This window comes from Streptomyces sp. WY228 (assembly GCF_019287315.1).
Classification (GTDB): domain Bacteria; phylum Actinomycetota; class Actinomycetes; order Streptomycetales; family Streptomycetaceae; genus Streptomyces; species Streptomyces caviscabies.
Genome location: NZ_CP079114.1, coordinates 4,687,399 through 4,700,714, shown reverse-complemented (window position 1 = coordinate 4,700,714; position 13,316 = coordinate 4,687,399). Strand labels below are relative to the sequence as shown.

15 protein-coding genes are annotated in these 13,316 nt (G+C 71.6%); 7 read left to right on the top strand and 8 right to left on the bottom strand.

Annotation, left to right across the window (positions count from 1 at the left end; genetic code table 11):
• The first annotated feature begins 85 nt into the window (after positions 1 to 85).
• From nhaA to KV381_RS36600, 4 genes are all read left to right on the top strand, one after another.
• The gene (nhaA, locus tag KV381_RS20495) at positions 86 to 1,498 is read left to right on the top strand and encodes a Na+/H+ antiporter NhaA (RefSeq protein WP_218785955.1); all 1,413 of its coding nucleotides are present in this window, start codon (positions 86 to 88) and stop codon (positions 1,496 to 1,498) included.
• Positions 1,499 to 1,538: 40 nt separating this feature from the next.
• Positions 1,539 to 2,078 carry a phage holin family protein gene (locus KV381_RS20490; protein ID WP_030087033.1) on the top strand — a complete coding sequence of 180 codons (540 nt, stop codon included), beginning with the start codon at positions 1,539 to 1,541 and terminating at the stop codon, positions 2,076 to 2,078.
• The gene (locus KV381_RS20485; protein WP_218785954.1) at positions 2,075 to 3,097 is read left to right on the top strand and encodes an alpha/beta fold hydrolase; all 1,023 of its coding nucleotides are present in this window, start codon (positions 2,075 to 2,077) and stop codon (positions 3,095 to 3,097) included. Before KV381_RS20490 ends, KV381_RS20485 begins: the two co-directional genes overlap by 4 nt.
• 115 nt (positions 3,098 to 3,212) lie before the next feature.
• Positions 3,213 to 3,416, top strand: a complete 204-nt coding sequence (locus tag KV381_RS36600) for a hypothetical protein (RefSeq protein ID WP_078611269.1) — start codon at positions 3,213 to 3,215, stop codon at positions 3,414 to 3,416.
• Between the two features lie 81 nt (positions 3,417 to 3,497).
• Here KV381_RS36600 and KV381_RS20480 read toward each other — a convergent pair whose 3' ends face one another.
• From KV381_RS20480 to nth, 3 genes are all read right to left on the bottom strand, one after another.
• On the bottom strand, positions 3,498 to 4,703 hold the full coding sequence (locus tag KV381_RS20480) for a MarP family serine protease (protein WP_030087029.1): 1,206 nt from the start codon (positions 4,701 to 4,703) through the stop codon (positions 3,498 to 3,500).
• A gap of 91 nt (positions 4,704 to 4,794) precedes the next feature.
• Positions 4,795 to 5,565 carry a CoA pyrophosphatase gene (locus tag KV381_RS20475; protein WP_218785953.1) on the bottom strand — a complete coding sequence of 257 codons (771 nt, stop codon included), beginning with the start codon at positions 5,563 to 5,565 and terminating at the stop codon, positions 4,795 to 4,797.
• Between the two features lie 139 nt (positions 5,566 to 5,704).
• The gene (gene nth, locus KV381_RS20470; protein ID WP_030634144.1) at positions 5,705 to 6,451 is read right to left on the bottom strand and encodes an endonuclease III; all 747 of its coding nucleotides are present in this window, start codon (positions 6,449 to 6,451) and stop codon (positions 5,705 to 5,707) included.
• Between the two features lie 493 nt (positions 6,452 to 6,944).
• Between nth and KV381_RS20465 the strand changes: the two genes are divergently transcribed.
• Complete coding sequence (locus KV381_RS20465; RefSeq protein WP_003967450.1) at positions 6,945 to 7,619, top strand: Crp/Fnr family transcriptional regulator; 675 nt, start codon at positions 6,945 to 6,947, stop codon at positions 7,617 to 7,619.
• 171 nt (positions 7,620 to 7,790) lie between these two features.
• On the opposite strand, the gene KV381_RS20460 is transcribed toward KV381_RS20465, so the two are convergent.
• The 4 genes from KV381_RS20460 to KV381_RS20445 form a co-directional block, all read right to left on the bottom strand.
• Positions 7,791 to 8,621, bottom strand: coding sequence for an MBL fold metallo-hydrolase (locus KV381_RS20460; RefSeq protein WP_030087020.1), 831 nt, complete (start codon positions 8,619 to 8,621; stop codon positions 7,791 to 7,793).
• Positions 8,618 to 9,514: an NUDIX hydrolase gene (locus tag KV381_RS20455; RefSeq protein WP_218785952.1), complete on the bottom strand. Its 897-nt coding sequence runs from the start codon at positions 9,512 to 9,514 to the stop codon at positions 8,618 to 8,620. The genes KV381_RS20460 and KV381_RS20455 overlap by 4 nt, the downstream gene beginning before the upstream one ends.
• A gap of 185 nt (positions 9,515 to 9,699) precedes the next feature.
• Entirely contained in the window at positions 9,700 to 10,170 is a 471-nt protein-coding gene (locus KV381_RS20450) for a RidA family protein (protein ID WP_030087015.1), read from the bottom strand.
• On the bottom strand, positions 10,170 to 10,328 hold the full coding sequence (locus tag KV381_RS20445) for a DUF4177 domain-containing protein (protein WP_003967454.1): 159 nt from the start codon (positions 10,326 to 10,328) through the stop codon (positions 10,170 to 10,172). Before KV381_RS20445 ends, KV381_RS20450 begins: the two co-directional genes overlap by 1 nt.
• A 72-nt stretch (positions 10,329 to 10,400) precedes the next feature.
• Between KV381_RS20445 and KV381_RS20440 the strand changes: the two genes are divergently transcribed.
• The gene (locus tag KV381_RS20440; RefSeq protein ID WP_030087013.1) at positions 10,401 to 11,375 is read left to right on the top strand and encodes an ArsA-related P-loop ATPase; all 975 of its coding nucleotides are present in this window, start codon (positions 10,401 to 10,403) and stop codon (positions 11,373 to 11,375) included.
• Complete coding sequence (locus KV381_RS20435; protein WP_218785951.1) at positions 11,372 to 12,805, top strand: ArsA family ATPase; 1,434 nt, start codon at positions 11,372 to 11,374, stop codon at positions 12,803 to 12,805. The genes KV381_RS20440 and KV381_RS20435 overlap by 4 nt, the downstream gene beginning before the upstream one ends.
• 50 nt (positions 12,806 to 12,855) lie before the next feature.
• On the opposite strand, the gene KV381_RS20430 is transcribed toward KV381_RS20435, so the two are convergent.
• Positions 12,856 to 13,206: a WhiB family transcriptional regulator gene (locus KV381_RS20430; RefSeq protein WP_030087009.1), complete on the bottom strand. Its 351-nt coding sequence runs from the start codon at positions 13,204 to 13,206 to the stop codon at positions 12,856 to 12,858.
• Positions 13,207 to 13,316: the final 110 nt, after the last annotated feature.

Genomic DNA, 13,316 nt, shown 5'->3' with positions numbered 1-13,316 from the left:
GAACATCTCCACAGGGGCGCCGGGAAGTCTGGTCGGCACATCGACCAGTCACGCCCGCACGCCGCCCGACCTGGAGGTCTCTCTCGTGGCACCGCCCAACGCGCCCGCCCCCGCACCGCCCCGCCGCCCACTGCTCGACCGGCTCTCCCTCCCCGAGCGGAACTACGTGGCGGAGGCGCTCCGTACCGAGACGGTCGGCGGTGTGCTCCTGCTGGTGGCGGCGGTCGCCGCGCTCGTCTGGGCCAACACCTTCGGCGGCTCGTACGAGAGGGTCAGCCACTTCCACTTCGGCCCCGGCGCCCTCGGCCTGGACCTCTCCGTGGCGCACTGGGCGGCCGACGGGCTGCTCGCCGTCTTCTTCTTCGTCGCCGGTGTCGAACTCAAGCGCGAACTGGTCGCGGGCGAACTCCGCGATCCGAAGGCCGCGGCTCTCCCGGTGGTGGCGGCCCTGTGCGGCATGGCCGTGCCCGCCCTCGTCTACTTCCTCACCACGGTCGTCGGCGGCGGCTCGACGGACGGCTGGGCGGTCCCGACGGCCACCGACATCGCCTTCGCCCTCGCCGTCCTCGCGGTGATCGGCACCTCGCTGCCCTCCGCGCTACGGGCTTTCCTGCTCACCCTGGCCGTCGTCGACGACCTCTTCGCGATCCTGATCATCGCGGTGTTCTTCACCTCGGACCTGAACTTCCTGGCGCTCGGCGGGGCGGTCCTCGGCCTGGCCATCTTCTACCTCCTCCTCCGCTTCGACATCCGGGGCTGGTACGTCTACATCCCGCTCGCCCTGGTCATCTGGGGCCTGATGTACAACAGCGGTATCCACGCCACCATCGCCGGTGTCGCGATGGGTCTGATGCTCCGCTGCACCCGTCGCGAGGGCGAGAAGCACTCCCCCGGCGAGCACATCGAACACCTGGTCCGCCCGATCTCGGCCGGCGTCGCCGTCCCGCTGTTCGCCCTGTTCTCGGCAGGGGTCGCACTGAACGGCGAGGCACTGGCCGGCGTCTTCACCCGGCCCGAGACGCTCGGCGTCGTCCTCGGCCTCGTCGTCGGCAAGACCGTCGGTATCTTCGGCGGCACCTACCTCGCCGCCCGCTTCACGAAGGCGGAGCTGAACAAGGATCTGGCCTGGGCCGATGTCCTGGCACTCGCCTCGCTCGCCGGTATCGGGTTCACCGTCTCCCTGCTCATCGGCGAGCTCGCCTTCGAGGGCGATCCGGAAATGATCAACGAGATCAAGGCCGCCGTACTGCTCGGCTCACTGACGGCTGCCCTGTTTGCCTGCGTCCTGCTCAAACTCCGGGTACGCAAGTACAAGGAGCTGTACGAGGCCGAGGAGCTGGACGAGGACGGATCCGGGGTACCCGACGTCTACGAGCAGGATGATCCGGAGTATCACCTGCGGATGGCCGCCATCCACGAGCTCAAGGCGGCCGAACACCGCCGTCTCGCCGAAGAGCGGGCGGGGGCAGCGCGCAACAAGCCGAACAGTCCGGCATGATCTGACATCGGATGTGTCGAAGACGGAGAGGGAGTCAGGGATGAGCGACCCCGGCAACTACGTGGGCAGTGCGGACCGCAGCATCGGGCAGCTGGTCGCCTCGGCGACGGCCGAGATGTCCGCACTGGTGCACGACGAGATCGCCCTGGCCAAGGCGGAGGTGCGGCAGGACGTCAAGCGCGGGGCGATCGGCAGTGCGGCGTTCATCGCCGCGGGCGTGCTGCTGCTGTTCATGATGCCGATGCTGAGCTTCGCGGCCGCGTACTGGATCCACACATCGGGCCTGGGCCTGGCGTGGTGCTTCCTGATCGTGGCCGGCGCGTACTTCTTCCTGGCCATCCTGATCGCGTTCATCGGTCTGCGGAAGTTCAAGAAGATCAAGCCGCCGGAGAAGTCCATCGCCTCCGCCAAGCAGACCGCCGCCGTCCTGCAGAAGGCCAAGCCGCATCCGCGCCCGTCGATCGAGGCCGCCGCGATCATCGAGCGGTCCGCCGTCTCCGGCAGTTCGCTGGCGAAGAAGAGCGTCGAAGGCGGCTCCGGCCAGGACAAGGCCACCGCTGTGGCACGCTCGTCCACATGACCGTTCCCGATTCCAGCGCACTCGGCCCGACGGGTCCCGCGGACCCGGAGGGCCCGGCTGCCCCGTCCGACCCGGCCACGGGCCCCTCGGGCCGGGCCGCGGCCGGAGGCCCGGTGCGCCTCGACGGCCCCTGGACCCACCGCGACGTGGCGGCCAACGGCGCGCGCTTCCACATCGCGGAGATGGGCGAGGGGCCGCTGGTGCTCCTGCTGCACGGCTTCCCGCAGTTCTGGTGGACCTGGCGTCACCAGCTGCCCGCGCTCGCCGAGGCCGGTTTCCGGGCGGTCGCGATGGACCTGCGCGGGGTGGGCGGCAGCGACCGCACCCCGCGCGGTTACGACCCCGCCAACCTGGCCCTCGACGTCACCGGCGTGATCCGCTCCCTCGGCGAGCCCGACGCGGCCCTGGTCGGCCACGACCTCGGCGGCTACCTCGCCTGGACGGCCGCCGTGATGCGGCCCAAGCTGGTCCGCCGGCTCGCCGTCTCCTCCATGCCGCACCCGCGCCGCTGGCGCTCATCGATGCTGTCCGACTTCGCCCAGTCGCGGGCCGGTTCGTACGTCTGGGGTTTCCAGCGGCCGTGGCTGCCGGAGCGGCAGCTCCTCGCGGACGACGCCGCCCTGGTGGGGAGCCTCATCCAGGACTGGGCGGGCCCGCGCACCCCGGAGTTCCCCGACGAGAAGACCCTGGACGTCTACCGCCGGGCCATGAGCATCCCCTCCACCGCCCACTGCTCGATCGAGCCGTACCGCTGGATGGTCCGCTCGATGGCGCGTCCGGACGGGATCCAGTTCAACCGGCGGATGAAGCGTCCGGTCCGGGTGCCCACGCTGCACCTGCACGGTTCGCTCGATCCGGCGGTCCGTACGCGGAGTTCGGCCGGGTCCGGCGAGTACGTCGAGGCGCCCTACCGGTGGCGGCTTTTCGACGGTGTCGGGCACTTCCCGCACGAGGAGGATCCGATCGGCTTCTCCACCGAACTCATCAACTGGCTCAAGGACCCCGAGCCCGACCGGTAGGCCGGTCACCCGTTCGCGCACAGCTGTCCGACGGACAGCCAATTGCCTGCCGCATAGGCCAATTGGCTGACTCGCCGACGGTTACCGACCATGGGTCACGGGCAGACGTCGGGGTATGGGCTGGACGCACGACTTCACTGACGAAGCACGCAACCGCCGCTCCACCGCCACAACCGGTGTGAGCACTCATGAGGGGGGCGGCCCTCGCGGCCGGGTGCACGAAGTGCATGACCTTCACCGATCCCGTCTCGGGATTCCGCGCATCCTCCGCCGTCGGGCCCGCTGGGTCTCGGCGCGGCTCCGCCATCCCCGTAACTGACCCCTGACCGCCCCTTTCGCTCCCCCTGAAGGCCCCTGAAGGCACCTGGAGGGCGCGCCGGAAGGCCCGCTGGAGAGCCCGTCAGAGGGCGCAGCCCTGGCTGTCGACCTGCTGGTTGGCCGTGCGGCCGATCTCGATGTCCTCGCGGATCTCGTCGGCCGTCAGCGCGTAGCCGGTGTCCGGGTCGTCGAGCGACTTGGCGAACACCACTCCGTACACCTTTCCGTCCGGAGTGAGCAGCGGGCCGCCGGAGTTGCCCTGACGGACCGTCGCGTAGAGCGAGTACACATCGCGGCGCACCGTGCCCCGGTGGTAGATGTCCGGGCCGTCGGGGTTGATCCGGGCGCGGACGCGGGCCGAGCGCACGTCGTACGCGCCGTTCTCGGGGAAGCCCGCGACGATCGCGCTGTCGCCGGTCCGCGCGTCGTCGTCCGGGCCGGTGAACCGCAGCGGCGTGGCCCGGAGGTCGGGGACGTCCAGGACCGCGATGTCGCGCTGCCAGTCGTAGAGGACGACCTTCGCGTCGTACAGCCGGCCCTCGCCGCCGATCTGGACGGTGGGCTCGTCCACGCCGCCGACCACATGGGCGTTGGTCATCACCCGGCGCTCGGCGAAGACGAAGCCGGTCCCTTCGAGGACCTTGCCGCAGCTCGGGGCCGTTCCCACGACCTTGACGATCGACTTCTTGGCGCGGGCGGCGACCGGGCTGCCCACCAGGGCCGGGTCCGGCGCCTTGACCTCGGTGATCGGTTCGTTGGCGAACGGGCTGAAGACCTGCGGGAAGCCGTTCTGCGCGAGGACGGAGGAGAAGTCCTGGAACCAGCTGGGCGCCTGCTCGGGCATCACCCGGTCGACGCCGAGCAGGACCGAGGAGTTGCGGACCTCCTTGCCGAGCGTCGGCAGCGAGGTGCCGGCCAGCAGCAGGCCGATCATCCAGGCCACCAGCAGCATGGCCACCACATTGACCAGGGCGCCGCCGGTGGCGTCCAGGGCGCGCGCGGGCGACCACGTGATGTACCGGCGGAGTTTGTTGCCCAGGTGGGTGGTGAAGGCCTGGCCGATCGAGGCGCAGATGATCACGATGACGACCGCGCCGATGGCGACCGCGGTGGTGACCTCGGCGTCCTCGGTCACCCGGTTCCAGATGACCGGCAGCAGGTAGACGGCGACGAGCCCGCCCCCGAGGAAGCCGATCACCGACAGGATGCCGACGACGAAACCCTGGCGGTAGCCGATGACCGCGAACCAGACGGCGGCGAGCAGCAGCAGGATGTCGAGCACGTTCACCGTCTATAGCCTCGCAGTTTCGTCACCTGGCCCGTCGGTGGTGACGGGGTCCGGGCCGGACCCGGAGCAGCGCAGCAGGAGAGCCAGCGTGTCATGCGCGCCAGTCGAGCGGCACCTGTCTGGCCCTGTCCCAGGGGCGTTCCCATCCCGCGTAGTGCACAATCCGGTCGATCACTCCGGCCGTGAAGCCCCAGACCAGAGCCGATTCGACCAGGAATGCCGGGCCGGCGTGCCCGCTCGGGTGGACGGCCGTGGCCCGGTTGGCGGGATCCGTGAGATCCGCCACGGGAACCGTGAAGACCCGGGCCGTCTCGCCCGGATCGACCACCCCGACCGGACTGGGCGCGCGCCACCAGCCGAGCACGGGCGTCACGACGAAGCTGCTGACCGGGATGTAGAGCCGGGGCAGCACGCCGAAGAGCTGTACGCCCTTGGGGTCGAGGCCGGTCTCCTCCTCGGCCTCGCGCAGCGCCGCGCGCAGCGGCCCGGTGGTGGCCTGGTCGCCGTCCTCGGGGTCCAGTGCTCCGCCGGGGAAGGACGGCTGCCCGGCGTGGGACCGCAGCGTTCCGGCGCGCTCCATCAGCAGCAGCTCGGGCCCTCGCTCCCCCTCGCCGAACAGGACGAGGACGGCCGACTGCCGGCCCGCCCCGCTCTCGGGCGGCAGGAAGCGGCTGAGCTGCTGCGGCTGGACGCTGCGCGCGGCGCGGGCGACCGGGTCGAGCCAGTCGGGCAGGCCGTCGGTGGTGACGGCGACGGCCGGGTCGGGAGCGCGGCCGCCATCGCCGCCGCTGTGCGACGGCCCCTCGGCGGGGTCGTTCCCGGCGTGCGTGTGCGTCGAGCCGTGTGTGTGCGCGTGCGTCATGGGCACCCCCGTCGTTTCACAACGCCTGTCGTCGGCCAATTCGTTCCTGACGGGTCCGTTCCCGGCCGTTCCGCTTCCGGCCGCTCCACCGGCCGTACCGGCTCGGTCGTGCCGGGCCGTTCCGTACCGGGAGCTGCCCTCACCCGGCCCCCAGCGCGGGCGCGGGCTTGCCCGGGTAGTCGGCGGGCGGGCTGAGCCGCTGGCCCGGATAGCCGCCCATCTCGTACTTCAGGAGCTTCCTGGCCTTCTCCGGGTCGGTCTCGCCCTCCCCGTACGAAGGACAGAGCGGGGCGATCGGGCAGGCCCCGCAGGCGGGCTTGCGGGCGTGGCAGATCCGGCGGCCGTGGAACACCACGCGGTGCGAGAGCATCGTCCACTCGCTCTTCGGGAAGATCCCGGCCACCACCGCCTCGACCTTCACCGGGTCCTCCTCGTCCGTCCACTTCCAGCGCCGCACCAGCCGCCCGAAGTGCGTGTCGACGGTGATGCCGGGAACCCCGAACGCGTTGCCCAGGACGACGTTGGCGGTCTTGCGGCCGACCCCGGGCAGCTTCACGAGGTCCTCCAGACGTCCCGGTACCTCGCCGCCGAACTCGTCCCGCAGGGCGACCGAGAGCCCTATCAGCGACTTGGTCTTGGCCCGGAAGAACCCGGTCGGCCGGATGATCTCCTCCATCTCCTCCGGCACGGCCGCCGCCATGTCCTCGGGGGTGGGGTAGGCGGCGAAGAGCGCGGGGGTGGTCTGGTTGACCCTCAGGTCGGTGGTCTGGGCGGAGAGGACCGTGGCCACGAGGAGTTCGAAGGGGTTACGGAAGTCCAGCTCGGGGTGGGCGTACGGATAGACCTCGGCGAGCTCGCGGTTGATCCGGCGCGCCCGGCGGACCATCGCGAGATGCGACTCCGGCTTCGGCGCCTTGGCCACCTTGGCTCCTTTGGCCCCCTTGGTCGTTTTGGCAGGCTTCGCGGATTTCGCGGATCTCGCGGGCTCGGCGGGCGTGGACGATGACACTGCGGACCTCCTGGCCGACTTCCGGAGCGGCTTCCCCGGCTCTCCGGTCGAGCCGTGCGCCTCTTCGAGGGAGCCATTCGCGGCAATCCTCGGGCGCGGCCGGGGTTGTTCGCCCACAGCGGAATCGCCGCCCTTCAGCACCCCGTCAGCCCCCTTGGCCTGCGCTCTCCCCGGCGTTCTGGACACCCGGCCAGCCTAGAGCCAGGCACCGACAACCACCCCTGTCACGGCATATCCACCCCCGATCGGCCCCCTGCCGTAGGGTCCGGCACGCCCGTGCGTCAAACTGGTTTGTGATTGATCGCACTGTTTTACCGTCCGGCATGATGGGGACCACGGTTCCCTGAACAGGCCGACAAGGAGAGAACTCGTGGACGACGTTCTGCGGCGCGCCCCGCTTTTCGCGGCGCTCGATGATGAGCAGGCCGCGGAGCTCCGCGCCTCGATGAGTGAGGTGACCCTCGCGCGCGGAGACGCGCTGTTCCACGAGGGCGACCAGGGTGACCGCCTGTACGTGGTCACCGAGGGCAAGGTGAAGCTCCACCGCACCTCGCCCGACGGGCGCGAGAACATGCTGGCCGTGCTCGGCCCCGGCGAGCTGATCGGTGAGCTCTCGCTCTTCGACCCGGGCCCGCGTACGGCGACCGCCTCCGCGCTGACCGAGGTCAAGCTCCTCGGCCTCGGCCACGGCGACCTGCAGCCCTGGCTGAACGCCCGGCCCGAGGTGGCCACCGCGCTGCTGCGCGCGGTCGCCCGACGGCTGCGCAAGACCAACGACCAGATGTCCGACCTGGTCTTCTCCGATGTGCCGGGCCGGGTCGCCCGCGCCCTCCTGGACCTGTCGCGCCGCTTCGGCGTCCAGTCCGAGGAAGGCATCCACGTCGTGCACGACCTCACCCAGGAGGAGCTGGCCCAGCTGGTCGGCGCCTCCCGCGAGACGGTCAACAAGGCCCTCGCGGACTTCGCGGGCCGCGGCTGGCTGCGTCTGGAGGCCCGTGCGGTCATCCTGCTGGACGTGGAGCGGCTGGCGAAGCGCTCGCGCTGACGCCTGCCTCCCGCCGCCTACGACGGGACCGATGCCTCCCGTACGGCACCGATGTCCTCCGTACGGCACCGATGCCCCGTGTGACATGGCGTGAAGGCCCCGCCGACCGGATCACGTACCGGTCGGCGGGGCCTTCCCCGTCACGATCCGCCGGGATCCGCCGGACACCCGCTAGATCAGCCCGTGCCCGCTGAGGTACTCCAGCTGCGCCCGTACCGACAGCTCGGCGGCCGGCCACAGGGAGCGGTCCACGTCGGCGTACACCTTCGCCACCACCTCCGACGGCGTACGGTGCCCGGCCTCCACCGCCGTCTCCACCTGGGCGAGCCGGTGCGCGCGATGGGCCAGGTAGAACTCCACCGCCCCCTGCGCGTCCTCCAGCACCGGACCGTGGCCCGGCAGCACCGTGTGGACGCCGTCGTCGACCGTGAGCGACCGCAGCCGCCTGAGCGAGTCCAGGTAGTCGCCGAGCCGCCCGTCCGGGTGCGCCACCACCGTCGTACCGCGGCCGAGGATCGTGTCGCCCGTCAGCACCGCCCGGTCGGCGGGCAGATGGAACGAGAGCGAGTCCGCGGTGTGCCCCGGCGTCGGCACCACGCGCAGCTCCAGGCCGCCGGTGGTGATCACGTCACCCGCCCCGAGGCCCTCGTCGCCCAGCCGCAGCGCCACGTCCAGGGCCCGCACCTTCGTCCGCGTCAGCTCCGCGAACCGGCCCGCGCCCTCCGCGTGGTCGGGGTGCCCATGGGTGAGCAGCGTGAGGCCCACACGCCGCCCGGACCGCTCCACCGCCTCGATCACGGCCCGCAGGTGTACGTCGTCGAGCGGCCCGGGGTCGATGACGACCGCGAGGTCGGAACCGGGCTCGGCCACGATCCACGTGTTGGTGCCGTCGAGCGTCATCGCGGACGGGTTGGGCGCGAGGACGTTGACCGTTCGGGCGGTCGCGGGTCCGGAGACCACGGTTCCGCGCGGCTGTCCGGGCAGGGCGGCTGCGTCGCTCACGCGGCACCGCCCCCGTCGCCCGCCGCGGGCACGTGCTTGGTGAACTCGTCGTGCCCCGGCCAGCTCAGCACCAGCTCGTCGCCCTCCAGGCGGGCCTGCGCGAGCACCGGGGTCATGTCCTGCACGTCGGCGGCCTCCAGCGCCTCGGCGGCCGTCCTGTACGGCGCGAGGGCCCGCAGCGTGGTCACGGTGGGCGGCATCATCAGCAGCTCGCCCGCGTCGTAGCGACGGGCCGCGTCGGCGGGGGCGATCCACACCGTGCGGTCGGCCTCGGTGGAGACGTCCCGGGTGCGCTGCCCCTCGGGCAGCGCGGCGACGAAGAACCAGGTGTCGTAGCGGCGCGGTTCGAACTCCGGGGTGATCCAGCGCGCCCAGGCGCCCAGCAGGTCCGAGCGCAGCACCAGGCCGCGCCGGTCCAGGAACTCCGCGAACGACAGGTCCCGGGCGACCAGCGCCTCCCGGTCGGCCTCCCAGTCCTCCCCGGTCGTGTCGCCCACCACGGTCGTGGCGGTCGGCCCGGCGAGCAGGACGCCCGCCTCCTCGAACGTCTCGCGCACCGCCGCGCACACGACGGCCTGCGCCTCGGTGACCGTCGCCACACCGAGCCGGGCGGCCCACTGCTCCAACGGGGGCCCGGCCCACCCGATCAGCCGGTCGTCGTCGCGCGGATCGACCCCGCCACCCGGATAGGCGTACGCGCCTCCGGCGAACGCCATGGAGGTCCGCCGCCGCAGCATGTGCACGACCGGGCCGGGCGTCGCGGCCCGGGGCCCCGGATCACGGAGCAGCATCACGGTGGCGGCCCGCCGGGGTGTCACGGCCGTCAGCTCACCGGCGGCGAGGGCCCGGATCCGGTCGGGCCATTCCGGGGGGTACCACTGACCTTGGGACATGGCCGGAGGCTATCCGGAACCGCGCCGATGTTCGAGAGGCTCCCTGATCATCACGGCGACCCGACATGCCCCGTACACACGCGGTCCGCCCGTCGCGGCACCCGTACACACGCGGTCCCGTACACACGCGATCCCGCCCGGTCGCGGGACCGGGCGGGATCGGAAGGACGGGCGGGCAGGGAACCTCAGGCGTCGACGAGCTCCACCTGGACCTCGACCTCGACCGGTGCGTCCAGCGGCAGCACGGCGACGCCCACGGCGCTGCGGGCGTGCACGCCCTTGTCGCCGAGCACCGCGCCCAGCAGCTCGCTGGCGCCGTTGATCACGGCGGGCTGGCCGGTGAAGTCGGAGGCCGAGGCGACGAAGCCCACGACCTTCACGACACGCTTGATCCGGTCCAGGTCACCGGCGACCGACTTCACGGCGGCGAGCGCGTTGAGCGCGCAGGTCTTCGCGAGCTCCTTCGCCTCGTCCGGCGTGACCTCGGCGCCGACCTTGCCGGTGACGGCGAGCTTGCCGTCCACCATCGGCAGCTGGCCCGAGGTGTACACGTACACCCCGGACTGCACGGCCGGCTGGTACGAGGCCAGCGGCGGCACCACGGCGGGCAGGGTCAGGCCGAGCTCGGCGAGGCGCGACTCGACGGCGCCCGCCACTACGCCTTCTCCCGCTTCAGGTAGGCCACGAGCTGCTCGGGGTTGTTCGGGCCGGGAACGACCTGGACCAGCTCCCAGCCGTCCTCGCCCCAGGTGTCCAGAATCTGCTTGGTCGCGTGCACGAGAAGGGGCACGGTCGCGTATTCCCACTTGGTCATGGGCCCGACTGTAACGCCTGGCACGTACGGTCCCGTGCGTAGGCCGGGGCCGGACTGGTTAGGCTCGAATACGTGAGCAGGTTCCAGGTCGTCAGCGGCAAGGGCGGTACCGGTAAGACCACGGTCGCCGCCGCCCTCGCGCTCGCCCTCGCGACCGAGGGCAGGCGCACTCTCCTCGTCGAGGTCGAGGGCAGGCAGGGCATCGCCCAGCTCTTCGGTTCCGGCGCGCTGCCCTACGAGGAGCGCAAGATCGCCGTCGCGCCGGGCGGCGGCGAGGTGTACGCGCTGGCCATCGACGCCGAGCGCGCGCTCCTCGACTACCTCCAGATGTTCTACAAGCTCGGCAGCGCGGGACGCGCCCTGAAGAAGCTCGGCGCGATCGACTTCGCCACCACCATCGCGCCCGGCGTCCGGGACGTCCTGCTGACCGGCAAGGCCTGCGAAGCCGTACGCCGCAAGGACAAGCAGGGCCGGTTCGTCTACGACCACGTGATCATGGACGCCCCGCCGACCGGCCGGATCACCCGCTTCCTGAACGTCAACGACGAGGTCGCCGGGCTGGCCAGGATCGGCCCGATACACAACCAGGCCCAGGCCGTGATGCGGCTCCTGAAGTCTCCGCAGACCGCGGTCCATCTGGTGACCCTCCTGGAGGAGATGCCGGTCCAGGAGACCGCGGACGGCATCGCCGAGCTGCGCGCCGCCGAACTGCCCGTGGGCAGCGTCTTCGTGAACATGGTCCGCCCGCATCTGCTGGACGAGGACGCCCTGCGCACCGCCGCGGGCGGCCGCCGCAAGGAGATCGCCAAGGCGCTGACCCGGGCCGGAGTGACCGGTTCCGCCGCCCTTGTACGCCCTCTGGTCGAGCAGGCGGCCCAGCACGCCGAGCGGGTCGGGCTGGAGCGGGAGCAGCGCGCGGTGCTGGCCGGTCTCGGTCTGCCGACGGCGGAGCTCCCGCTGATCGGCGACGGGGTGGACCTCGCCGCGCTGCACGAGCTGGCCACGGAGCTCCGTAAGCAGGGCGCGGGCGAAGAGGGGGACGCATGAGCGCGGACACAGCCGGTACGGACGCGGTTCCGGCGGCGGCGGACGGCGGCCTGGACACGGACGCGCTGCTGGACGACCCGGGCATCCGGATCGTCGTGTGCTGCGGCTCCGGCGGGGTCGGCAAGACCACGACCGCCGCCGCCCTCGGCCTACGGGCCGCCGAGCGTGGCCGGAAGGTCGTCGTCCTCACCATCGACCCGGCCCGCCGGCTCGCCCAGTCCATGGGCATCGACCGGCTCGACAACGTGCCCCGGCGGGTCGAGGGCATCGACGGCGAGGGCGAACTGCACGCCATGATGCTCGACATGAAGCGGACCTTCGACGAGACCGTCGAGGCTCACGCGGACGCGGAGCGGGCCAGGGCGATCCTGGAGAACCCCTTCTACCAGTCCCTGTCGGCCGGGTTCGCCGGTACGCAGGAGTACATGGCGATGGAGAAGCTCGGCCAGCTGCGGGCACGCGACGAGTGGGACCTGATCATCGTCGACACCCCTCCCTCGCGCTCCGCGCTGGACTTCCTGGACGCGCCGAAGCGGCTCGGGTCCTTCCTCGACGGGAAGTTCATCCGGCTGCTGATGGCACCCGCGAAGGTGGGCGGCCGGGCCGGGATGAAGTTCCTCAATGTCGGTATGTCGATGATGAGCGGGACGCTGGGCAAGCTCCTCGGGGGCCAGTTCCTGCGGGACGTCCAGACGTTCGTCGCCGCGATGGACACCATGTTCGGCGGCTTCCGCAGCCGGGCGGACGCCACGTACAAGCTGCTCCAGGCGCCCGGCACGGCCTTTCTCGTGGTCGCGACACCGGAGCAGGACGCGCTGCGCGAGGCCGCCTATTTCGTGGAACGGCTGGCCGCCGACGAGATGCCGCTGGCCGGTCTGGTCCTCAACCGGGTGCACGACAGCGAGGCTTCACGGCTCACCGCCGAGCAGGCGCTGACGGCCGCAGAAAATCTTGACGACGCCCGCATTGTGGATCAGAGGGCCGGGAAAGCTGGCTTTGGTGACCGGGAAGACCCCGATCCGGCGGTCACCGCTTCCGGAACGACCGAGCCGCCCCTCTCCCCCGAGGCCGGGCAGGCGTCCGGCCCCGAGCCCGCAGCCGAGCACCAGGACACGACGGAGAACGGACCGCCCCACGAGAACATCGCGACATCCGCGAGCACCAGCGACGACGAGGCCCACACCGTCGACGCCATCGACATCATCAGCATCGAGGACCTGACGGCGGGTCTGCTGCGGCTGCACGCCGAGCGCATGCAGGTCGTCGCCCGGGAGCACGGCACCCGTGACCGCTTCACCGCACGGCACCCCGAGGTGCCGGTGACGGCTGTGGCGGCGCTGCCCGGCGACGTACACGACCTCGACGGCCTCCGGGCCATCGGCGACCGCCTGGCGGGCGGCTCCGCACCGGCTCCGGCCGGAGCGGCGTAGCCACCACCACCCACCGGAACGGCGGAGCCGCGGCCTCGTGGCGGCCGCGGCTACCCGACGGCGGCGTACGTCTCGTTCAGTTCCTCGTCCTCCAGCCCGATGACTCCGGGCAGAATGCCGGTCGACCGCTCGTATTCGCTGCGCGCGGTCTCCAGCAGTCGGCGCCAGGACGTGACGGTCGGCCGGCGGCGCAGCAGTGCGCGGCGCTCCCGCTCCGTCATTCCGCCCCACACGCCGAATTCGACGCGATTGTCCAGCGCATCGGCCAGGCACTCGGTCCGCACCGGGCATCCGGTGCACACCGCCTTGGCTCTGTTCTGCGCTGCCCCTTGTACGAACAGTTCATCCGGATCGGTAGTGCGGCAGGCTGCCTGCGCACTCCAGTCGGTTACCCAGCCCATGCCGGCGCCGTCCTCTCCCGAATCGAGGCTCCCCCACGGCGGCAGCGGCATATTCACCGCTGCCAGTTGAGGACGTTACGGAAGGTGTGGACAGCACAACACCCCCTTCG

What these genes read in the sequence shown, in the direction of transcription:
- KV381_RS20490 (WP_030087033.1), top strand. Translation starts at nt 1,539, where the DNA reads ATGAGCGACCCCGGCAACTACGTGGGCAGTGCGGACCGCAGCATCGGG.
- KV381_RS20485 (WP_218785954.1), top strand. Translation starts at nt 2,075, where the DNA reads ATGACCGTTCCCGATTCCAGCGCACTCGGCCCGACGGGTCCCGCGGAC.
- KV381_RS36600 (WP_078611269.1), top strand. Translation starts at nt 3,213, where the DNA reads ATGGGCTGGACGCACGACTTCACTGACGAAGCACGCAACCGCCGCTCC.
- KV381_RS20475 (WP_218785953.1), bottom strand. Translation starts at nt 5,565, where the DNA reads ATGACGCACGCGCACACACACGGCTCGACGCACACGCACGCCGGGAAC.
- nth (WP_030634144.1), bottom strand. Translation starts at nt 6,451, where the DNA reads ATGGTCCGCCGGGCGCGCCGGATCAACCGCGAGCTCGCCGAGGTCTAT.
- KV381_RS20455 (WP_218785952.1), bottom strand. Translation starts at nt 9,514, where the DNA reads ATGTCCCAAGGTCAGTGGTACCCCCCGGAATGGCCCGACCGGATCCGG.
- KV381_RS20445 (WP_003967454.1), bottom strand. Translation starts at nt 10,328, where the DNA reads ATGACCAAGTGGGAATACGCGACCGTGCCCCTTCTCGTGCACGCGACC.
- KV381_RS20435 (WP_218785951.1), top strand. Translation starts at nt 11,372, where the DNA reads ATGAGCGCGGACACAGCCGGTACGGACGCGGTTCCGGCGGCGGCGGAC.
- KV381_RS20430 (WP_030087009.1), bottom strand. Translation starts at nt 13,206, where the DNA reads ATGGGCTGGGTAACCGACTGGAGTGCGCAGGCAGCCTGCCGCACTACC.